Consider the following 19,694-nt stretch of genomic DNA (forward strand, 5'->3'; position numbering starts at 1 on the left):
AGCCCCCAGACCGGGGCCGGGGACGCAACCTACCCGTCCCCGAATCCCTCCCCCCTCGCCGCCTTCTCCACCAGCAGCGCCGGCGGAGCGAACCGCTCCCCGTACCGCTCCGCCAACTCCCGCGCCCGGGCGACGAAACCGGGCAGGCCGCCCTCGTAGCCGTTGATGTACTGCAGGACCCCGCCCGTCCAGCCGGGGAAGCCGATCCCGAAGATCGAGCCGATGTTGGCGTCGGCGACGGACGTCAGCACGCCCTCCTCCAGCAGCCTCACCGTGTCCAGGGCCTCCGAGAACAGCATGCGTTCCTGCATGTCCACGAAGGGGATCCGCACCCCCTCGGCGCCCGCCCGCCCGAAGTGCTCGCGCAGCCCCGGCCACAGACCCGTCCGGCTGCCGTCCTCCCCGTACTCGTAGAAACCGCCGCCCCCGCTGCGGCCGGTACGGCCGAACTCGTCCACCATGCGGTCGATCACGGCCTCCGCGGGATGCGTGACCCAGGTGCCGCCCGCCTCCTCCACCGCCCGCTTGGACTCGGCCCGGATCTTGCGCGGCAGGGTCAGCGTCAGTTCGTCCATGAGGGACAGCACCTTCGCGGGGTAACCGGCCTGCGCCGCCGCCTGTTCGATCGACGCGGGCTCGATGCCCTCGCCGACCATCGCGACGCCCTCGTTGATGAAGTGCCCGATGACCCGCGAGGTGAAGAAGCCGCGCGAGTCGTTGACGACGATCGGGGTCTTCCTGATCTGGCGGACCAGGTCGAAGGCACGGGCCAGCGCCTCGTCCCCGGTCCGCTCGCCCTTGATGATCTCGACGAGCGGCATCTTGTCGACCGGCGAGAAGAAGTGCAGTCCGACGAAGTCGCCCTGGCGTTCGACGCCCTCGGCGAGGGCGGTGATGGGCAGCGTGGAGGTGTTGGAGCACAGCAGCGCGTCCGGGGCGACGAGGTGCTCGATCTCCTGGAACACCTTGTGCTTCAGGGCGGTGTCCTCGAAGACCGCCTCGATGACCGCGTCGCAGCCGGCCACGTCCTGCGGGTCGGCGGTCGGGGTGATGCGGGCGAGGAGCGCGTCCGCCTTCTCCTGGGTGGAACGGCCCCGGGAGACGGCCTTCGCGCACAGCTTCTCGGAGTAGTTCTTGCCCTTGGCCGCCGCTTCGGCCGTCACGTCCTTGAGGACGACGTCGATGCCCGCGCGGGCGCACGAGTAGGCGATGCCGGCGCCCATCATCCCGGCGCCGAGGACCGCCACCCTGCGTACCGGGCGCGGCTCGACGCCCTTGGGGCGGTTGGCGCCCGAGTTGACGGCCTGGAGGTCGAAGAAGAACGCCTGGATCATGTTCTTCGAGGTCTGTCCGGCGGCCAGTTCCACGAAGTAGCGGGCCTCGATGACCTGCGCTGTCTCGAAGTCGACCTGGGCGCCCTCGACGGCGGCGGCGAGGATGCCGCGCGGGGCCGGGTAGGGCGCGCCGTTGGTCTGCTTGCGCAGGTTGGCGGGGAAGGCGGGCAGGTTCGCCGCGAACTTGGGGTTGGCGGGGGTGCCGCCCGGGATGCGGTAGCCGGGCTTGTCCCAGGGCTGGTGCGACTCGGGGTTGGCGTCGATGAAGGCGCGGGCCTTGGCCATCAACTCGTCCTGGGTGGCGGCCACTTCGTTGATCAGGCCGTTCTGCAGGGCCCGCTGCGGGCTGTACTGGGTGCCCTGCAGCAGGACCTTCAGGAGCGCGTCGGCGATGCCCAGCATGCGTACCGTACGGACGACTCCGCCGCCTCCGGGGAGAAGGCCGAGGGTGACCTCGGGACAGCCGATCTTCGAACCCGGGGCGTCGAGTGCGACCCGGTGGTGGCAGGCCAGCGCGATCTCGTAACCGCCGCCCAGGGCTGCGCCGTTCATCGCCGCGACCACCGGCTTGCCCAGGGTCTCGATGCGGCGCAGGTCGCGCTTGATGGCGAGGCCGCCGTCGAACAGCTGCTGGGCGGTGTCGGGGGTGACCCGGATCAGGTCGCGCAGGTCGCCGCCGGCGAAGAACGTCTTCTTGGCGGAGGTGATGATGATGCCGCGGATCGTGTCCTTCTCGGCCTCCAGGCGGTCGGTGACCACCGCGAGGGAGTCGCGGAACGCCTGGTTCATGGTGTTCGCGGACTGGTCCGGGTCGTCGAGGACGAGGGTGACGAGACCGGTGCGGTCCTGTTCCCAGCGGATGGTGGTGCTCTGTGTCATGACGAGGGTCTCCGTAGAAGCTCAGAAGTCTCTGGATGCCGCTGATCCCGCTGATTCAGCTGTTTCCGCCGGGGGTTCAGATCCGCTCGACGATCGTCGCGATGCCCATGCCGCCGCCCACGCACAGGGTGGCGAGGCCGTAGCGCTTGTCCTGGCGCTCCAGTTCGTCGATCAGGGTGCCGAGGATCATCGCGCCGGTGGCGCCCAGCGGGTGGCCGAGCGCGATGGCACCGCCGTTGACGTTGATCTTGTCGAGGGACAGGCCCATGTCGCGGGCGAAGCGCAGGACGACGGCCGCGAACGCCTCGTTGATCTCGACGAGGTCGATGTCGTCGATGGTCAGCCCGGCCTTGGCGAGCGCCTTGCGGGTGGCGGGCGCCGGGCCGGTGAGCATGATGGTGGGCTCGGAGCCGGACACGGCGGCGGAGACGATCCGCGCGCGCGGACGCAGCCCGTAGCGCTCGCCGACCTCCTTGGAGCCGACCGCGACCAGTGAGGCGCCGTCCACGATGCCGGAGGAGTTGCCCGCGTGGTGGACGTGGTCGATCTTCTCGACCCAGTGGTACGTCTGGAGGGCCACGGCGTCGAAGCCGCCCAGGTCGCCGATGTCCGCGAACGACGGCTTCAGACGGGCCAGGGAGTCGGCCGTGGTGCCGGGACGCAGGTGTTCGTCGTGGTCGAGGACGACGAGACCGCTGCGGTCCTTCACCGGGACGACGGACTTCTCGAAGCGGCCCGCCTTCCACGCGGTCGCCGCCCGCTCCTGGGACAGGGCCGCGTACTCGTCGACGTCGCGCCGCGAGAAGCCCTCGATGGTGGCGATGAGGTCGGCGCCGATGCCCTGCGGCACGAAGTTGACGGCGAGGTTGGTCATCGGGTCGTTGAACCAGGCGCCGCCGTCGGAGGCCATCGGCACCCGTGACATCGACTCGACTCCGCCCGCGAGGACCAGGTCCTCCCAGCCCGAACGCACCTTGGCGGCGGCCATGTTGACGGCCTCGAGGCCCGACGCACAGAAGCGGTTCTCCTGGACGCCGGCCACCGTGTCGGGCAGTCCGGCGACGACCGCGGCGACGCGCGCGATGTCGGACCCCTGGTCGCCGACCGGTCCTACGACGCCCAGCACGACGTCGTCGATCGCGGCCGGGTCGAGGTCCGGGAAGCGGTTCCTGATCTCGTGGATGAGGCCCACGACGAGGTCGACGGGCTTCGTGCCGTGCAGGGCTCCGTTCGCCTTGCCACGCCCGCGCGGGGTGCGGATCGCGTCGTACACATACGCTTCGGTGCTCACTGGTGGGCCTTTCGGGGAGGGTGGGCGAGCGGGCGTCGACCGAGGTCAGTCGCCATCCTGCAGGAGTCGGGGCACGTCCCAGTCGCGCGCCACGGCCGCCGTGTCAAAACCGGGCTGGGCGGGGCCGCTGTGGATGGACGTGTGGGTGACGGAGAAGCGGGGCACGGGGGCGGGCTGGGTGATGCCGCCGTGGTCGGTGAAGGTGCCGCGGGCGGCGAGGTGCGGGTGGTGCGGGGCCTCGCGCAGCGAGAGGACGGGCGCCACACAGGCGTCGGAACCCTCGAAGACGGCCGCCCACTCGTCCCGCGTACGAGTTCTGAAGCGGGCGGTGACGGCCTCGCGCAGGTCGTTCCAGCGGGTGATGTCCTTGCGGGAGCCGGCGTGGTCCGGGATGCCGAGCAGGTCGAGGAACTCGGCGTAGAACTGGGGTTCCAGCGCGCCGACCGCCATATAGCCGCCGTCGGCGGTCTCGTAGGTCCCGTAGTACGGACAGCCCCCGTCGAGGAGGTTCGCGCCGCGCCGGTCCTGCCAGCGGCCCGCCGCGAGCATGCCGTGGAGCATCGTGGCGAGATGGGCGGCGCCGTCGACGATCGCGGCGTCCACGACCTGGCCGGTGCCTGTCGCGCGCGCGTGGTGGAGCGCGGCGAGGACGCCGACGACGAGGTAGAGGGAGCCGCCCGCGTAGTCGCCGAGGAGGTTGGCCGGGGCGGGCGGCGGCTGATCCGGGGCGCCGATCAGGCCGAGGGTGCCGGTCGGGGCGAGGTAGGCGATGTCGTGCCCGGCGCGGCGGGCCAGCGGGCCCTCCTGGCCCCAGCCCGTCATACGGCCGTAGACGAGCCTCGGGTTGCGGGCGTGGCAGGTCTCGGGTCCGATGCCGAGGCGCTCGGCGACCCCGGGGCGGTAGCCCTCGACCAGGATGTCGGCCCGGGCGGCCAGGTCGAGGACGCGGGCGGGACCGTCGGCTGCCTTCAGGTCGACGATCACCGACCGTTTGTTGCGGTTGGTCACGTCGTACTCGGGGTCGACGGCGAGTCCGGTGCCGCCGGGGCGGTCCACCCGGACGACGTCGGCGCCCAGGTCGGCGAGGAGCATGGCGGCGAACGGTCCAGGGCCGATGCCCGCCAGCTCGACCACGCGCACTCCGGTGAGCGGGCCGCCGCTGCCCGTCGTCCCCGCCACTGACATCGAGCCCCCACCTCCCGTGACACAACCGACGTGACTCCAGCGATGCTAGGAATGCCTTTCACTCCGCACAAGGTTTCACCGGGCACTAATTAAGCAAGCGCTTGGACAAGCCGCTCGTTCCGTAGAACGACCGGCCGCGCGACTCCGTTCCCCCTCACGCTAGCCTCGACCACCGACAACGGCGCGGGACGCACAACGAGGGGTGTCATGAGCAGGCCGAACAAGCTGGAACGTCCGTACGACATCGTGCTGTTCGGAGCCACCGGCTTCGTCGGTGCGCTCACCGCCGACCACCTCGCCGCGCACGCGCCCGAAGGTCTGCGCTGGGCGATCGCCGGCCGGAACCCGGACAGACTGGAGCGGCTGCGCGAGCGCCTGGCGGGCGTCGGGAAGGGCGCCGAGGTGGACGTGCTGGTGGCTGACGTGTCGGATCCCGCCTCGCTGCGCACGCTCGCCGGCCGCACGCGCGTGCTGGCCACGACGGTGGGCCCCTATCTGACGTACGGCGAGGAACTGGTCGCCGCCTGCGCGGACAGTGGCACCGACTACCTCGATCTCAGCGGGGAGCCCGAGTTCGTCGACCTGATGTACGTCCGGCACGACACGCGCGCGCGGGAGACGGGCGCCCGCCTGGTGCACGCCTGCGGTTTCGACTCGATCCCGCACGACCTGGGCGCGTACTTCACGGTCGCCCAGTTGCCCGAGGGGGTGCCGCTGACCGTGGACGGGTTCGTGCGCAGCGAGGCGATGGTCTCGGGCGGCACCTTCGCCTCGGCGCTCAACCAGTTCTCCAGGGGACCGCGGATGCTGGCCGCCGCACGCGACCGGCGGCGCCATGAGCCCCGGCTGCTGGGCCGCCGGGCGACCGCGCCGGCGGGTCCGCCCCGGTTCGCCGGGGAGGTCGGCGCCTGGGCGCTGCCGCTGCCCACCATCGACCCGCAGATCGTGGTGCGTTCGGCGCGGGCACTGGAACGGTACGGCCCCGACTTCCGTTACCGCCATTACGCGGCGGTACGGCGGCTGCCCTTCGCGGTGGGCGGGGTCGCCGCGGTCGGCGCGGTGTTCGCGGCGGCCCAACTGCCGCCCGCGCGGCGCTGGCTGTCCGGTCGGCTGCGGCCGGGCGACGGGCCGAGCGCGGAGCGGCGCGCGAAGAGCTGGTTCTCGGTGCGGTTCGTGGGCGAGGGCGGCGGACAGCGGGTCTTCACGGAGGTCGCGGGCGGCGACCCCGGCTACGACGAGACGGCGAAGATGTTCGCCGAGTCGGCGCTCTGCCTGGCCTTCGACGACCTCCCGGCGACGGCCGGGCAGGTGACCACCGCCGTGGCGATGGGCGACGCCCTGATCGAACGTCTGCGCAACGTGGGCATCACGTTCCGGGTGGCTGCCGGCAAGTGACCGGCGGAGGCGGTGGGGAGGTCTACTGGGCCCAGCCCGTGACCGTGTAGATCATGCCGACGATCCAGGCGAGTCCCGCCAGTACGGCGACGATCAGCGCGGCCGTGACGGCGCGCTCGACGGGCTGGGCGGGGCTGGCGACGGGCTTCGGGGCGCGGTGCGTGGTCATGGACACAGCCTGCCGACAGCTCGGGTCCGCCGACATCCGTACGGGTACTCAGAACACATACTCAGATGATCACTTGAGACCCGCCGGCCCTGCGGTCCCCTCAGGCGGTCGCTTCCTTCAGGGCCCGTCTGCACAGGGCGTCCGCCCGCCGGGTCGTCTCCGGGAGGCGGTAGTGCGGGGTGAGCGCCAGGGTGTGGGCGCAGGCCGTGTCGAGGGTGGTGCGATGGCCGACCGAGACGAACACCGGTTTGACCGCGTCCCGGGTGCGCAGGGCACGGCCGACCTCCTCCGCGCCCGCCAGCAGCGGGGACGCCGAGCCGCGCGGGGTGCCCGGCTCCTCGTAGGCGAAGGTGAACGGGTTCTTCGCCACACCGATCGTGGGCAGGCCGGTGAGGACGCCGAGGTGGCTGGCGAGGCCGAAGCGGCGCGGATGGGCCAGGCCGTAGCCGTCGCAGACGACGAGCCCCGGCGGGACGGCCAGGGCTTCCAGGGCGGCCATGACGGCCGGGATCTCGCGGAACGCGAGGAGGCCGGGCACGTACGGGAAGGAGACCCGCCCGACGGCCGTGGCCTCGGCGACGACGTCGTGGCTCGCCGCGTCCAGGACGACGGCGGCGGCCACCACCAGGTCCCGCTCGTCGTCGTAGGCGACGTCGACGCCGGTGACGTGCCCCGTCCCGGGCGGCGGGCCCGGCTCGTCCAGGACGACCCGCAGCCGCAGTTCGTCCTGGACCGCGCGGGCCCGCTCCTCGGTCGTGGGCCAGGCCGCCGGTACGGGCACGGTCGTCGTCTTCGTCTCCATGGTGACGACGAGCGTACGGGCCGGCCCGCCGGCGTCCCACCGCAGGTCACTTGTTGCCGAGTGCCCTCTGCAGCTGTGCCTTGTTCATGTCCGAACGGCCCTGCACATTCCGCTTCTTGGCCTCCTCGTAGAGCTGGTCGTACGTCGGCCCCTGGGCGCCCTGGTGGGAGCGCTGACCCCCGCGTTTGCTGGACGACATGTCCTGGGTCGACGTACGGCTGGCGGTCTTGGACTCGCCGGACCGGGCGCGTTCCTTGTTGACGGTCCGCGCGGCGATCTCCTCGGCGCGCTTCTCGCTCTCGCCGCGGTCCCGGGCACTTTCCTTGATGTGCTCGTACTGACGTTCCCGCTTGGGGCTCGCACCGCGTGGCATGGACGTTCACTTCCTTCGCTCGCGCTGTCCTCTCGGGCTGGTGTCGGTGAACGGGTACCCAGGCCTCAGGATTCGAGCCGTGCCACGCGCCCCTTCTCTCCGGCGGCCCAGCAGCCGAGGTCGGGGGTGCAGTCCACGGTGTCGTACGAGCCCGTGTCGACGGTCTTCCAGGTGCGGCCCGCGTCCGTGGTGAGGTCGGTGCCGGTCGGGCCGACCGCGAGCGCGGCCGTGCGGCTGTACGGGAGCCAGGCGACGCCGGAGCGGTAGGCGGGCGGGGAGGCGGCTGCCGTCGTCCAGGTGCGGCCGCCGTCCGTGGTGCGCGCGCCCGCCCGCGGTGAGGCCTGGTCGGCGCGGTAGTCGCCGCCGACGGCCAGTCCGTGCGTGCGGTCGCGGAAGGCGAGCGCGAAGACACCTCGGGCCGGGTCGCCCGCCGGTATCGGTGAATCGCTGGCCCGCCAGGTGAGCCCGCGGTCGGCGGAGTGCAGCACGCGCGCGCGTGCGCCCCCGCCCGTGGCCAGCCACACATCACGGGGCCCCGAGCTGACCAGGCACTGTCCGCTCGCCGCGAAGCCCGCCTCGCCCTCCAGTGCGGCGGGCATGCCCGCGCTGGGCAGCACCTCCCAGGAGCGTCCGCCGTCGCTGGTGGAGAGGATGCGGAACTTTCCGTCCACCGGGTCACTCATCGCGAGGCCGTGGCGGCTGTCGAAGAAGGTGAGGCAGTCATAGAAGGCCCTGGCGTCGGTGTTGCGGAAGGACTCGGTCCAGGTCCGGCCGCCGTCCTCGGTGCGGTAGACGCGGGACGCCTCGCCCTCGCCGATGGCCAGGACCACGGCCCGGCGGACGTCGAAGGCCTCGATGTCCCTGAACTGGAGCTCGGCCGCGCCGGGCGGAGAGACGTTTCGCCAGGTCGTTCCGCCGTCGGTGGTGCGCAGTACGGTGCCCTGGGTGCCGGCGAGCCAGGCGGTGCTCCGGCTGACGGCGGACAGTCCGCGGAAGCGGACATCGGGGGCGCCGCTGTCCTTCGGCGCCCAGTGCGGAGTGCGGTGTCCGGGCCCGGGAACGGCGCCCGTCCCCTCGTACGCCTGCGCGGGTGCGGCCAGTCCGGCGGCCACAGCGGCGAGCGCCGCGACGCACGCGCCCGCCGTCGCCCTTCGCCTCGCCCGAGTCGTACGGCTGTTCTGTCGCTGCATCCCCTTGATCCTCATGGCGGGCGAAGGTAGCAGGGAATGAACTCGGTGACAGAGGTCACTCGAAATCGAGGTGCACTGTTTGACTCATTCCAGCGTCTCTCTCAGTGTGCGGACCGTTCCACCAGGAGTCCGGCCAACCGTCACAAGGGAGCAAGGCGTTGTCCACCGTCATCGAGCAGCTCGTAGAGGCCCGTCTCGTCGCCGCCGCACCGCGGATGACGAGCATTCCCGCGACCCTCACCTACGACCGGAGCGACCCGTTCGCCGTCCGGATGACCTTCCCCGCACCGGCCACCCTGGAGGGCGTGGAGGTCCGCTGGACCTTCGCCCGCGAGCTCCTCGCGGACGGCATGCTGGAAGCGCGGGGTCACGGGGACGTGCGCGTGCGGCCGTACGGGTACGACCGCACGGTCCTGGAGTTCCACGCCCCCGAGGGCACCGCGGTCGTGCATGTCCGCTCGGGCGAGCTGCGGAGCTTCCTCGCGGCCACCACGGAACTGGTGCCGGTCGGCCTGGAGCACCTCCAGACGGACCTGGACCGCGACCTCGCGGAGCTGATGCGCGACGCCCTGTGAAGCACCCTTAAATGCTTTGACAGCCTGAAACGCCTCTTCCTACGCTTGCAGCGGTCCTGTTGCCGTCGAATGGAGAAGGACGTTGCTCTACTGAGGTCCTGAGACACCGCGCCGCACACCCTCCTGTGGTGTGTCCGCGCAGCGTGCGACCTCGGTGTTCGAGCCGTCCGTGCCTCCGTCCGGAGCAGGGCCTTTCTCGTGCCACCAGGATTCTCCCGCCGCCCCGTCGGTGTCTCGACACGCGATTGCCCCCATCGAATCAAGCAACCGCGAGGCCACATGTCAGCCACCACTTCCATCGCCGTCACCTCCCTGTCCTTCGCCTGGCCCGACGGCACCACTGTCTTCGACGGCCTCGACGCCGCGTTCGGCCCCGGCCGCACCGGGCTCGTCGGCGTCAACGGATCAGGCAAATCCACGCTGTTGAAGCTGATCGCCGGTCAACTGCCGCCGGTGGACGGCATCGTCCGGGTCGCGGGCGACGTCGGCTACCTCCCGCAGACCGTCACCCTCGACACCGCGCTGCGGGTCGACGAGGTCCTCGGCATCGCCGCCCGCCGGGCCGCGCTGCACGCCATCGAGGCGGGCGACGTGGCCGAGAAGCACTTCGAGACGATCGGCGACGACTGGGACGTGGAGGAACGCGCCCTGGTCACACTCGGCGAACTCGGGCTCGGCCACATCGAGTTGGACCGCACGGTCGGCGAGGTCTCGGGCGGCGAGGCGGTCCTCCTGCGGCTCGCCGCGCTGCTCCTCGACCGCCCGGACGTACTCCTGCTCGACGAGCCGACCAACAACCTGGACCTGTACGCGCGCCGCCGCCTGTACACGGCCGTCTCCTCCTGGTCCGGGGTGCTGATCGTGGTCAGCCACGACCGCGAACTCCTGGACCTGGTCGACCAGATCGCCGACCTGCGCTCCGGAGAGGTCACCTGGTACGGCGGCAACTTCTCGGCGTACGAGGAGGCGCTCGCCACCGAACAGGAGGCGGCCGAGCGGATGGTGCGGGTGGCCGAGGCCGACCTGAAGAAGCAGAAGCGCGAACTGGTCGACGCACAGGTCAAGTTGGCCCGCCGCAAGAAGTACGGACAGAAGATGTTCGAGCAGAAGCGCGAGCCGAAGATCGTCATGGGGGCGCGCAAACGATCCGCCCAGGAGTCGGCCGGCAAGCACCGCATCATGCACGAGGAGCGGCTCGCCGACGCGAAGGAACGGCTCGACGACGCCGTGGAGGCCGTACGGGACGACGACGAGATCCGCGTCGACCTGCCGTACACGGCCGTACCGCCGGGCCGGACCGTACTCACGCTCCTGGACCTGGAGTTGGCGTACGGCGCGAGCGCCGGCTCCTTCGATCTGCGGGGGCCGGAGCGGGTCGCGCTGATCGGGCGCAACGGGGCGGGCAAGACGACCCTGCTGCGGACGATCGCCGGGGAGCTGGCACCGGTCTCCGGGGAGGCACACGCGCACGTACCGCTGCGTTTCCTGCCCCAGCGGCTCGATGTCCTCGACGACGCGCTCACGGTCGCCGAGAACGTGGCCAGGTTCTCGCCCGGCGCCACCAACAACCGGGTGCGTGCGCGGCTGGCCCGCTTCCTGTTCCGGGGGGCGCGTGCCGACCAGCAGGCGGCGACACTGTCGGGCGGCGAGCGTTTCCGCGCCGCCCTGGCCGCCCTGATGCTGGCCGAGCCCGCACCCCAGCTGCTGATGCTGGACGAGCCGACCAACAACCTGGACATGGCCAGCGCCCGACAGCTGACCACAGCCCTGGACTCCTACGAGGGCGCGCTGATCGTGGCCAGCCACGACCTGCCCTTCCTCGAGTCGATCGGGATCACCCGGTGGCTGCTGCTGGACGGGGAGTTGAAGGAAATCTCACCGGAGGAGGTGGGGTGATCGTCCAGGGGGCGCGGGCCCCGGTCTGACCACCGGGGCTTTTGTCCGCACACGCCCGCGTGCATGATGGCGCGGACACCCCCTTCCGATACGGAGTCCCACTCGTGCCCAGCAAGAAGGCGCTCATACGCCGCCCCAGCCCGCGCCTGGCCGAGGGCCTCGTCACGCACATCGAGCGCGAGGAGATCGACACCGACCTCGCCGGCCGGCAGTGGGAGGCGTACGCGGAAGCCCTGCGCACACACGGCTGGGAGACCCTCGAGGTCGATCCGGCGGACGACTGCCCGGACTCGGTGTTCGTCGAGGACGCGGTGGTCGTCTACCGCAACGTCGCGCTGATCGCGCGGCCCGGCGCCGAGTCCCGGCGCGGTGAGACCGGCGGGGTCGAGGAGGCGGTGGCCCGGCTCGGGTGTTCGGTGAACTGGGTCTGGGAGCCGGGCACCCTGGAGGGCGGTGACGTCCTCAAGGTCGGCGACACGATCTACGTCGGGCGGGGCGGGCGCACGAACGCCGCCGGGGTGCAGCAGCTCAGGGCCGTGTTCGAGCCGCTCGGGGCCCGGATCGTGGCCGTACCGGTGAGCAGCGTGCTGCATCTGAAGTCGGCGGTCACCGCGCTGCCCGACGGGACGGTCATCGGGCACGCTCCGCTGGTGGACTCCCCCTCCCTCTTCCCGCGTTTCCTGCCGGTGCCGGAGGAGTCGGGGGCGCATGTGGTGCTGCTGGGCGGCGGGAAGCTGCTGATGGCGGCGAGCGCGCCGAAGACTGCCGAACTGCTCGCCGATCTCGGTCATGAGCCGGTGCTCGTGGACATCAGCGAGTTCGAGAAACTCGAGGGCTGTGTGACGTGCCTCTCGGTGCGGCTGCGGGAGTTGTACGTCTGACCGGGCGGTCGGGGCACCCGTTCGGCCCCCGACCTGCGCGTCCGGAACGTCATCGCGTCCTGGTACGCACCCCTGGTACGTACCCGCTGATCAGCGATCTTTACAACGCACTTAACCTACGCTCGCGTAACCTACGGAAACGTAGCCTACGATGCCGTAGGTTGACCCTCGGGTTTAGGCAGTCCGCTCACCGCATACCGCTCGCAACGTCTTTCTGGAGCATTCATGACGATCACTTCTCCGCACCTCGGCAGCCCGTCCGGCGCCTGGACCGACGCCCGGCTGCTGTACGCACTGGAAGAAGTGGTCGAGACCGAACTCAACCGGCATCTGAAGGTCGCCAAGGACTGGATGCCGCACGAGTACGTGCCGTGGAGCGACGGCCGCAACTTCCCCGGCATCTTCGAGGACGGCGAGGCCTGGGACAAGGAGCAGTCCAAGGTCACCGAGCTCGGCCGGATCGCCCTGGTCGTCAACCTCCTCACGGAGGACAACCTCCCCAGCTACCACCACGAGATCGCCAGCCTGTTCGGCCGCGACGGCGCCTGGGGCACCTGGGTGCACCGCTGGACGGCGGAGGAGGGCCGGCACGGCATCGTGATGCGTGACTACCTGCTCACCTCCCGCGCCGTCGACCCGGACAAGCTCGAGGCGTTCCGGATGCAGCACATGGCCGAGGGCTTCGAGTCGGACAACCGGCACTCGATGCTGCACTCGGTGGCGTACGTCGCCTTCCAGGAGCTGGCCACGCGTGTCTCGCACCGCAACACCGGCCACCAGTCGGGCGACCCGGTCTGCGACCGCATGCTGGCCCGCATCGCGACCGACGAGAACCTGCACATGGTCTTCTACCGGAACCTGCTGAAGGCCGCCTTCGAGCTGGCGCCCGACCTGACCATGCAGGCCGTCCGGGACGTGATCGTCAACTTCCGCATGCCCGGTCACGGCATGCCCGGCTTCGAGCGGGCCGCCGCGCAGATGGCGATCGGCGAGGTCTACAACATGCGCATCCACCACGACGACGTGCTGCAGCCCGTGCTGCGGCATCTGAAGGTCATGGAGATGAGCGACCTCAGCGGTGAGGGTCTCCAGGCCCAGGAGGAACTGGGCATGTTCATGGGCGGCCTGGACGCGGAGGCGTCCAAGTTCGACGAGAAGCTCGCGGCCCGCAAGGCCCGCATGGCGGCGCGCGCGGCGGGCTGACCCGCCCGGCGAGACCGCTCACTCGAACACCACTCACTCGTACGCCGTCACCTCGGCCGGCGCCGCGTCCTGGACGTCGGCGCCACGAGGTGGCGGCGCGGTGTTTTCGGCAGAGGTCAGTGGGAGGTGTGCGAGGTGCGTCGGAGATTGAGCCGCTCCTTCTCGGAGAGGCCGCCCCAGACGCCGAACCGTTCGTCGTTGCTGAGCGCGTACTCCAGGCAGGCCGGGCGCATCTCGCACATCCCGCAGATGCGCTTCGCCTCGCGCACCGAGCTGCCCGGCTCGGGGAAGAAGAAGTCGGCCCCGGTCTCCGCGCAGAGGGCCTGCGCCTGCCAGGCGCTGTCCATCGGGGTGATCGTCTCGTAGTGCATGGGTGAGATCGTGCCGGGCGGTGAAAAACGTTCGCTCAACGTCCGATCAACGCGGGGTACGGGGGGCGGCCGACGAACGGCCCGGGCGGCTCGGAGGCTGCCGGTCCGCCCGATGATGCTCCCGCCGGACGCGTGAACGCACGGCGGCGCGCGGACTCCGGCGGCGATTGTCAGTGGGCGGTGCAAGACTCGGCAGAGCAGTCGAGGGTCCCCCGCAGAGGGCGGGGCCCACTGAGGAGGGCAATGATGCTCACCACCCGTTTCGTGACCGGCGCCCCGAACTGGATCGATCTCGGCACCCCCGACATCGAGGGTGCCATCTCCTTCTACCGCGCGCTCTTCGGCTGGGACTTCCAGTCGGCGGGCCCCGAGGCCGGCGGGTACGGCTTCTTCCAGCTCGACGGGCGGACCGTCGCGGGTGGCATGCAGAACGGCGAGGAGCAGGGCCCGCCGTCCTGGAACGTGTCCTTCCAGACCCCGGACGTCGACGCCACCGTCAAGGCCGCCGAGCAGGCCGGGGGCGCCGTCCCGGCGCCGCCCATGGACGTCATGGACGCGGGCCGGATGGCCGTCCTCACCGACACCACCGGCGCGGCCCTCAACCTCTGGCAGCCCGGCCGGATCAAGGGCCTGGAGGTCGCGGGCGAACCCGGCTCCCTGTGCTGGGTCGAGCTGTACACGACCGACGTCCCCAAGGTCGCCGCGTTCTACAGCGCGGTGCTGGGCCTGGAGACCTCGGGGGTGTCGTTCCCCGGCGGGTCGTACACGTGCGTGAACCCGGCGGGTGCAGGGGAGGACGGGATGTTCGGCGGGATCGTCGACGTGGACGAGGACCCGGCGGGCGTCGTCGAGACGACTCCGCACTGGCTTCCCTACTTCGAGGTCCCCGACACCGACGCGACGGTCGCCAAGGCCCAGGAACTCGGCGGCCGGGTGAGGATGCCGGCCACGGACGTGGAGAGCGTCGGCCGCATCGCCCGCCTCACCGACCCGTACGGGGCCCGCTTCGCGGTGATCAAGAGCGCACCGAGGCAGATGTAAGGGACGCCATCGATGCCCCGAAGGGGACGTGGGGCCGCGCCGACGCGAGGAACGGGCCACGCGCCCCGCAAGGGGCGCGTGGCCCGTTCCTCAGGGGCGCGGGGAACTGCGCGACCAGCCCCCACCGGCCCGCGGGCAAGCAACGTCCACCCCGCCAGGCCCCGCGCAGCACAGCGCTACGCCGAGGCGCGCCGGACCAACGTGGTCGGCAGGACCACGGTGGCCGGCGCACCGCCCGCGGGGGCGACCGCAGGGTCGACCACGCCCAGCAACAGACGTGCCATCAGCCTGCCCATCTCCTCGATGTCCTGGCGGACCGTGGTGAGCGGCGGGTCGGTCTGTTCGGCGACCGGCAGCATGTCGTCGAAGCCGACCACGGCGACGTCCTCGGGCACGCGCCGTCCGCGTTCGCGCAGGACGCGCAGGGCACCCGAGGCGGTCAGGTCGTTGGCGGCGAACACGGCGTCGAGGTCCGGGCACCAGTCGAGGAGTTCCCGCATCGCGCGTTCCCCGCCCGCCGGGGTGAAGTCGCTCTCGACGATCAGCCGTGGGTCCGCGTCGGGCATGACGTCCCGGAACCCGTCGCGCCGGTCGGCGGCCGAGGTCTGGTCGAGGGGGCCGGTGATGTGCGCGATCCGCGTCCGCCCGAGGGAGACGAGATGCCGTACGGCGGTGCGAGCGCCACCCCGGTTGTCGCTGTCGACGTACACGGCGTCGCGGGTGCCGTCGCTCCAGCCGGGCCGGCCGCCGAACACGGTGGGAACGCCGGCGCGCTGGACCAGGCCGGGCAACGGATCGTCGAGGTGGAGGGAGAAGACGAGCGCGCCGTCGACGTGCCCACCGGCGAGATACCGGCCGACGCGGGAGTGGTCGTCGCGCCCCTCGGTGAGCAGCAGCACGAGCTGGGAGTCGTGGGCGGTCAACTCCTTGCTGATTCCCCGGAGTTGGAGGGCGAAGAAGGGGTCGGCGAAGACCCTGGTCTCCGGTTCGGCGATGACGACGGCGACGGCGTCGTGCCGTCTGGTCACCAGGGAGCGCGCCGCCTGGTTGGGCACGTACCCGAGTTCCTCGACGGCCTGCCTGACCCTTTCGACGAGGGGCTCGCGCACGCCGTCCCCACCGTTCACCACGCGTGAGGCGGTGGCCCGGGAGACCCCCGCCCGCGCGGCCACGGCCTCCAGGGTGGGTCGCGACGCGGTCTCGGTCACTTGAGGGCTCCTCATCGGCGGTTGCCGATCAGGATAGTCCCGGCCCGTACGGGATGAGAGCGCTCTCGGGCCCCGTCAGTGGTGGTGCGACGACTGCGACTTTTGTGACTGTTGGGGCTGTTGGGGCTGCTGGAACTGCTGGGACTCATGCAGCGCCCCCGCCCCACTCCCGCCGTGCGGCTCGTATCCGGGGATCGTCCCGTCCGTCCTCCGTACCAGGAACAGGCCCGCCATCCCCATGTCCGAGTGGCTCTGTACATGGCAGTGGTACATCCACGCGCCCGCTCCCACCCCCTCCCCCGCGATCACCTGGAAACCGAAGGAGTCCGCCGGGCCCACGATCTTGTTGTCGACGACCTGGCTCGGGTCGTCGGGGCCGGTGAGCAGGCCGGTGCGGTTGTCCGCCCAGCGGTGACCGTGCATATGGAAGGTGTGGTAGTACTCGCCGTGCGTAATCATCACGAACTCGACGCGATCGCCCACCGTGGCCTCGAAGTTCGGGCTCTGATGGCCCGGCCTGTTGTTGATCGTCATGTCGTTGAAGACGATCGTGTGCGTGGTGTCCGGGAGGATGTCCCCCTTGCGCCGGACGATCACCGGGCCGTAGAGACCCTTGCGGATGCCCCCGGTGCCGTGTTCGGTGCCGACGACATGATCGTGGTAGTGCCAGTAGCCGGCACTCCCGGCCCGCCAGGTCCCGTCCGTACGGCGGCCCGGGGCGTGTGTGCGCCAGGTGTAGGTGCGGCTGCCGCCCGGTTCGACCTCGCTGTGACTCAGTTTCGTGCCGTCGCTGGAGATCTCGTAGTCCATGCCGTGAACGTGCAGGCTCACCGCCACGTCCGTCGTGTTCTCCAGGGTGATGTGCGCCGTGTCGCCCTCGTTCAGCTCGATGAGCGGGCCGGGAACCGACGCCGTGCCCCGCGCGAAGCCGTAGCCCATCTGCCCGTCGGCGAGCCGCTCGGCGTACAGCTGGAGGTGGCGCACCTCGCCGCCGGCCGGAGCGGTCTTCGCGAGTGCGGCGGTCGCGCCGCCGGCCTCCGGGGTGACCGACAACGATGTCGCCACGGCGGCGCCCCCGAGCAGCACCCGTCGGTTGAAGTCACGTCTGTCCATGTCGAACTCCCCACCCTGGTACGGCTGGTACGGAAGATGCGCAGCGGGAACGAGAGGAACCGGTGAGACGGTAGCGGCCCGGCACCGGTTTATCCACACTCAGGACAAAGTTCGTGCGATCCCGGTCATACCTCTTGGCGAGCCACCCAAAGGGGTCTAGCTTCCTTTGCGTTTGCTGTGACCGAAGAGGGGTCGGTGACCACATGCGGTTCACATCGCATCAGGAATCCAAGCATCAGGAATCCACGCAATTACGGAAGTTGAGCGCGAGAAGCAGAGAAAGCGGCGCAAGGGGACGGAGGCGGGCCTGGGCGGCCACCGTGGCCGCCGGAGTCGTCACCGCCGGACTGCTGTCGGGCCCCGCCGCCAGCGCGCGGCCGGCTCCCGACCCGTCCGCGACAACGATGTCCGTCACGTCGCCGCCGGGCGGCAGCGGTGTACGTGTCCTCGTCTTCCACGGTTCGGCCGCCGCCGGGGACGAGTCTCCGGTCGTCAACGCCGGGATCGAGGCGATCGAGCGGATCGGCCTGTCCGGCCCGGCGGCACAGCGCTTCGACGTCGAGGCGACCGACGACGCCTCCGTGTTCACGGACGGGCCCCGGCTCGGGACCTACAACGCGATCGTCTTCCTCACCGGCGGCGGTGACGTCCTCGACCCCGAGGAGGAAGCCGGGCTGGAGACCTATATGGAGGCCGGCGGCGGTTTCGTCGGCATCCATGACGCGGCCCGCGCGGAACCGTTCTCCGACTGGTTCACCGGCTTGGTGGGCGCCCGGCCCGCTGCCACCAGCCCAACCGCCGTACAGCGCGCGACCGTTGAGGTGGGCGACCGTCGCCATCCGGCCACCAGGGAGCTGCCTACGCAGTGGAAGCGGCCGGACCAGTGGCTGAACTGGGTGAAGAACCCCTCCGGCGACGTCCACACCGTGGCCCGGGTGCGCGAGTCGACGTACAAGCCCGGGGCGAGCGCCAACGGGTGGGATCACCCGGTGAGTTGGTGCCGTGACTACGACGGCGGCCGGTCCTTCTACACGGGCATGGGCGGTACGGCGTCGTCGTACGACGAGACGGACTTCCGCAGCCATCTGCGCGGTGCGCTGCTGTGGACGACCCGGCTGGCGCAGGCCGACTGCAAGGCCACCATCAACTCCAGTTACCGGGCGGAGCGGTTGACCCAGCCGAACCAGCCGGGTCAGAGCGACCAGATCGGTGAACCGCACGGGCTGGTGACCGCGCCCGACGGGCGGGTGTTCTACATCGGGCGGGGCGGCGCCGACTCCTCCCAGCCGGTGGTCACCGACTGGAACAACCCGGCCATCGGCAAGGGCAAGGGACAGATCCACATCTACGACCCGCGGACCAAGAAGGTCACTCTGGCGGGCGAGTTGACCGTCTTCGGCAACAAGGGCGGCGGGGACGAGCTGATCAAGGTCGAGGAGGGACTGCTCGGCATCGAGCTCGATCCGTCCTTCGAACGCAACGGCTGGGTGTACCTCCACTACACGCCCCATGCGCGGATCAACCGCGACACCAGAATGGCCGAAAGGTACGTCTCCCGTTTCACCCTCGACCCGGCCACCAACCGGCTCGACCTGAACAGCGAGAAGGTGCTGCTCAAGTGGCCGGTGCAGATCCACAGTTGCTGTCACTCGGGCGGCGGGATGGCCTGGGACTCCAAGGGGAATCTGTACATCGCCACCGGTGACAACAACTCCAGTGGTTTCAGCGAGGGTTACTCCGGCAACAACCCCCAACCGGCGTACAGGGGCGTGTCGTTCGCCGACGCCCGGCGCACGGCCGGCAACACCAACAACCTCAACGGGAAGATCCTGCGCATCCATCCGGAAGCCGACGGGACGTACACGCTTCCCGAGGGCAACCTCTTCACGGGCCGGGAGACCGCCGAGGGCGGCGGGAAGACACGCGGTGAGATCTATGTGATGGGGGTCAGGAACCCGGCCCGCATCTCCGTCGACAAGGCGACCGACACCCTGTACGCGGGCTGGGTCGGGCCGGACGCGAGCACGCCCTCGACGACCTGGGGTCCGGCGAAGTACGACACGTTCGCCGTCATCACCGGGGCGGGCAACCGGGGTTGGCCGTACTGCATGGGCAACAAGCAGCCCTACCGTGACCGCAATCTGCCCGATCCTTCCAAGCCTCTGGGCTGGTACGACTGCGACCACCCGAAGAACGAGTCGCCCAACAACGACGGTCTGGTCAATCTGCCGCCCGTCACCGGCAACAACATCTGGTACTCGCCCCAGGGCGGCGCCCCTGACTTCCCGCGCGACGCGAGCGGCGTCCCGTCGTACAAGCAGGCGGAGAGCACGTATCTGCTGCCGTGGCTCAAGGGCGGCGGCCAGGCCGCGATGAACGGTCCGGTGTACCGCTACGACGCGGCGAGCGCGAGCACGACCAAGTGGCCGGCCTACTGGGACGGCAAGTGGTTCGTGGGTGACTTCTACGACGCCGACCAGCCGCGCAACGCGGTAGTCACCGACCCGAAGACGCACGGCGACGGCGGACTGCCCATCCACTCCGAGTCGTTGAAGAAGATCGTGCCGATCGGCAACGACGGCATCAAGAACCTCATGGACTGGAAGTTCGGTCCCGACGGCTCGCTCTATGTCCTCGACTACGGCCGGGGTTTCTTCACCTCGGACGCCAAGTCGGCGCTGTGGCGGGTCACTTACACCGGCGGCGGCCCGACGCCCGCGGTCGGCGACCTCGCGAGGGGAGCGGAGTAGTGCGCAGACGACGCAGCAGGCTCTGGACGGCGGTGCTG

17 protein-coding genes are annotated in these 19,694 nt (G+C 70.6%); 7 read left to right on the forward strand and 10 right to left on the reverse strand.

All coding sequences use genetic code 11. The features are described 5' to 3' along the window. Window positions 1–29: 29 nt before the first annotated feature. From ABZ855_RS07125 to ABZ855_RS07135, 3 genes are all read right to left on the reverse strand, one after another. Window positions 30–2,213: a 3-hydroxyacyl-CoA dehydrogenase NAD-binding domain-containing protein gene (locus ABZ855_RS07125; protein ID WP_360802244.1), complete on the reverse strand. Its 2,184-nt coding sequence runs from the start codon at window positions 2,211–2,213 to the stop codon at window positions 30–32. Between the two features lie 76 nt (window positions 2,214–2,289). Further along, the gene (locus ABZ855_RS07130; RefSeq protein WP_360802247.1) at window positions 2,290–3,504 is read right to left on the reverse strand and encodes an acetyl-CoA C-acetyltransferase; all 1,215 of its coding nucleotides are present in this window, start codon (window positions 3,502–3,504) and stop codon (window positions 2,290–2,292) included. Window positions 3,505–3,549: 45 nt separating this feature from the next. Beyond that, a complete protein-coding gene (locus tag ABZ855_RS07135; RefSeq protein WP_360802250.1) occupies window positions 3,550–4,689 on the reverse strand; it encodes a CaiB/BaiF CoA-transferase family protein in 1,140 nt (379 codons plus the stop codon). Window positions 4,690–4,896: 207 nt separating this feature from the next. Between ABZ855_RS07135 and ABZ855_RS07140 the strand changes: the two genes are divergently transcribed. Then, window positions 4,897–6,084, forward strand: coding sequence for a saccharopine dehydrogenase NADP-binding domain-containing protein (locus ABZ855_RS07140; RefSeq protein WP_360802253.1), 1,188 nt, complete (start codon window positions 4,897–4,899; stop codon window positions 6,082–6,084). Window positions 6,085–6,106: 22 nt separating this feature from the next. Here ABZ855_RS07140 and ABZ855_RS07145 read toward each other — a convergent pair whose 3' ends face one another. The 4 genes from ABZ855_RS07145 to ABZ855_RS07160 all read right to left on the reverse strand — a co-directional run bounded on the left by ABZ855_RS07145 (window position 6,107) and on the right by ABZ855_RS07160 (window position 8,618). Next, complete coding sequence (locus ABZ855_RS07145; protein ID WP_203690270.1) at window positions 6,107–6,253, reverse strand: hypothetical protein; 147 nt, start codon at window positions 6,251–6,253, stop codon at window positions 6,107–6,109. A 100-nt stretch (window positions 6,254–6,353) separates the two neighbouring features. Beyond that, window positions 6,354–7,055: an endonuclease V gene (locus tag ABZ855_RS07150; RefSeq protein ID WP_360802257.1), complete on the reverse strand. Its 702-nt coding sequence runs from the start codon at window positions 7,053–7,055 to the stop codon at window positions 6,354–6,356. Window positions 7,056–7,101: 46 nt separating this feature from the next. Next, a complete protein-coding gene (locus tag ABZ855_RS07155) occupies window positions 7,102–7,428 on the reverse strand; it encodes a plasmid stabilization protein (RefSeq protein ID WP_360802260.1) in 327 nt (108 codons plus the stop codon). A gap of 65 nt (window positions 7,429–7,493) precedes the next feature. Beyond that, complete coding sequence (locus tag ABZ855_RS07160) at window positions 7,494–8,618, reverse strand: oxidoreductase (RefSeq protein WP_360802263.1); 1,125 nt, start codon at window positions 8,616–8,618, stop codon at window positions 7,494–7,496. Window positions 8,619–8,776: 158 nt separating this feature from the next. Between ABZ855_RS07160 and ABZ855_RS07165 the strand changes: the two genes are divergently transcribed. From ABZ855_RS07165 to ABZ855_RS07180, 4 genes are all read left to right on the forward strand, one after another. After that, on the forward strand, window positions 8,777–9,193 hold the full coding sequence (locus ABZ855_RS07165) for an SsgA family sporulation/cell division regulator (protein ID WP_319201279.1): 417 nt from the start codon (window positions 8,777–8,779) through the stop codon (window positions 9,191–9,193). A 279-nt stretch (window positions 9,194–9,472) separates the two neighbouring features. Continuing rightward, the gene (locus ABZ855_RS07170; RefSeq protein ID WP_360802267.1) at window positions 9,473–11,089 is read left to right on the forward strand and encodes an ABC-F family ATP-binding cassette domain-containing protein; all 1,617 of its coding nucleotides are present in this window, start codon (window positions 9,473–9,475) and stop codon (window positions 11,087–11,089) included. A gap of 104 nt (window positions 11,090–11,193) precedes the next feature. Beyond that, a complete protein-coding gene (gene ddaH / locus ABZ855_RS07175; protein WP_360802270.1) occupies window positions 11,194–11,970 on the forward strand; it encodes a dimethylargininase in 777 nt (258 codons plus the stop codon). Window positions 11,971–12,195: 225 nt separating this feature from the next. Beyond that, window positions 12,196–13,173: an acyl-ACP desaturase gene (locus tag ABZ855_RS07180; protein WP_360802273.1), complete on the forward strand. Its 978-nt coding sequence runs from the start codon at window positions 12,196–12,198 to the stop codon at window positions 13,171–13,173. 116 nt (window positions 13,174–13,289) lie between these two features. Here the strand turns inward: ABZ855_RS07180 and ABZ855_RS07185 are convergent, their stop codons facing one another. After that, window positions 13,290–13,544 (reverse strand): WhiB family transcriptional regulator, encoded by a 255-nt coding sequence (locus ABZ855_RS07185; RefSeq protein ID WP_319201271.1) that lies wholly within the window; start codon window positions 13,542–13,544, stop codon window positions 13,290–13,292. Window positions 13,545–13,790: 246 nt separating this feature from the next. Between ABZ855_RS07185 and ABZ855_RS07190 the strand changes: the two genes are divergently transcribed. Further along, window positions 13,791–14,585, forward strand: a complete 795-nt coding sequence (locus tag ABZ855_RS07190) for a VOC family protein (RefSeq protein ID WP_360802628.1) — start codon at window positions 13,791–13,793, stop codon at window positions 14,583–14,585. 176 nt (window positions 14,586–14,761) lie between these two features. Here ABZ855_RS07190 and ABZ855_RS07195 read toward each other — a convergent pair whose 3' ends face one another. After that, entirely contained in the window at window positions 14,762–15,793 is a 1,032-nt protein-coding gene (locus ABZ855_RS07195) for a LacI family DNA-binding transcriptional regulator (RefSeq protein WP_360802277.1), read from the reverse strand. A gap of 75 nt (window positions 15,794–15,868) precedes the next feature. Further along, the gene (locus ABZ855_RS07200; protein ID WP_360802280.1) at window positions 15,869–16,906 is read right to left on the reverse strand and encodes a multicopper oxidase domain-containing protein; all 1,038 of its coding nucleotides are present in this window, start codon (window positions 16,904–16,906) and stop codon (window positions 15,869–15,871) included. Window positions 16,907–17,226: 320 nt separating this feature from the next. On the opposite strand from ABZ855_RS07200, the gene ABZ855_RS07205 reads away from it, so the two are divergent. Beyond that, complete coding sequence (locus ABZ855_RS07205) at window positions 17,227–19,656, forward strand: ThuA domain-containing protein (protein ID WP_360802283.1); 2,430 nt, start codon at window positions 17,227–17,229, stop codon at window positions 19,654–19,656. Window positions 19,657–19,694: the final 38 nt, after the last annotated feature.

Source organism: Streptomyces sp. NPDC047042 (assembly GCF_040644035.1).
Lineage (GTDB): Bacteria > Actinomycetota > Actinomycetes > Streptomycetales > Streptomycetaceae > Streptomyces.

Excerpts from the sequence above, each read along its gene's own strand:
- ABZ855_RS07160 (WP_360802263.1), bottom strand. The coding sequence starts at position 8,618 with ATGCAGCGACAGAACAGCCGTACGACTCGGGCGAGGCGAAGGGCGACG.
- ABZ855_RS07150 (WP_360802257.1), bottom strand. The coding sequence starts at position 7,055 with ATGGAGACGAAGACGACGACCGTGCCCGTACCGGCGGCCTGGCCCACG.
- ABZ855_RS07180 (WP_360802273.1), top strand. The coding sequence starts at position 12,196 with ATGACGATCACTTCTCCGCACCTCGGCAGCCCGTCCGGCGCCTGGACC.
- ABZ855_RS07170 (WP_360802267.1), top strand. The coding sequence starts at position 9,473 with ATGTCAGCCACCACTTCCATCGCCGTCACCTCCCTGTCCTTCGCCTGG.
- ABZ855_RS07145 (WP_203690270.1), bottom strand. The coding sequence starts at position 6,253 with ATGACCACGCACCGCGCCCCGAAGCCCGTCGCCAGCCCCGCCCAGCCC.
- ABZ855_RS07135 (WP_360802250.1), bottom strand. The coding sequence starts at position 4,689 with ATGTCAGTGGCGGGGACGACGGGCAGCGGCGGCCCGCTCACCGGAGTG.
- ABZ855_RS07125 (WP_360802244.1), bottom strand. The coding sequence starts at position 2,213 with ATGACACAGAGCACCACCATCCGCTGGGAACAGGACCGCACCGGTCTC.
- ABZ855_RS07200 (WP_360802280.1), bottom strand. The coding sequence starts at position 16,906 with ATGGACAGACGTGACTTCAACCGACGGGTGCTGCTCGGGGGCGCCGCC.
- ABZ855_RS07190 (WP_360802628.1), top strand. The coding sequence starts at position 13,791 with ATGCTCACCACCCGTTTCGTGACCGGCGCCCCGAACTGGATCGATCTC.
- ABZ855_RS07185 (WP_319201271.1), bottom strand. The coding sequence starts at position 13,544 with ATGCACTACGAGACGATCACCCCGATGGACAGCGCCTGGCAGGCGCAG.
- ABZ855_RS07155 (WP_360802260.1), bottom strand. The coding sequence starts at position 7,428 with ATGCCACGCGGTGCGAGCCCCAAGCGGGAACGTCAGTACGAGCACATC.
- ABZ855_RS07140 (WP_360802253.1), top strand. The coding sequence starts at position 4,897 with ATGAGCAGGCCGAACAAGCTGGAACGTCCGTACGACATCGTGCTGTTC.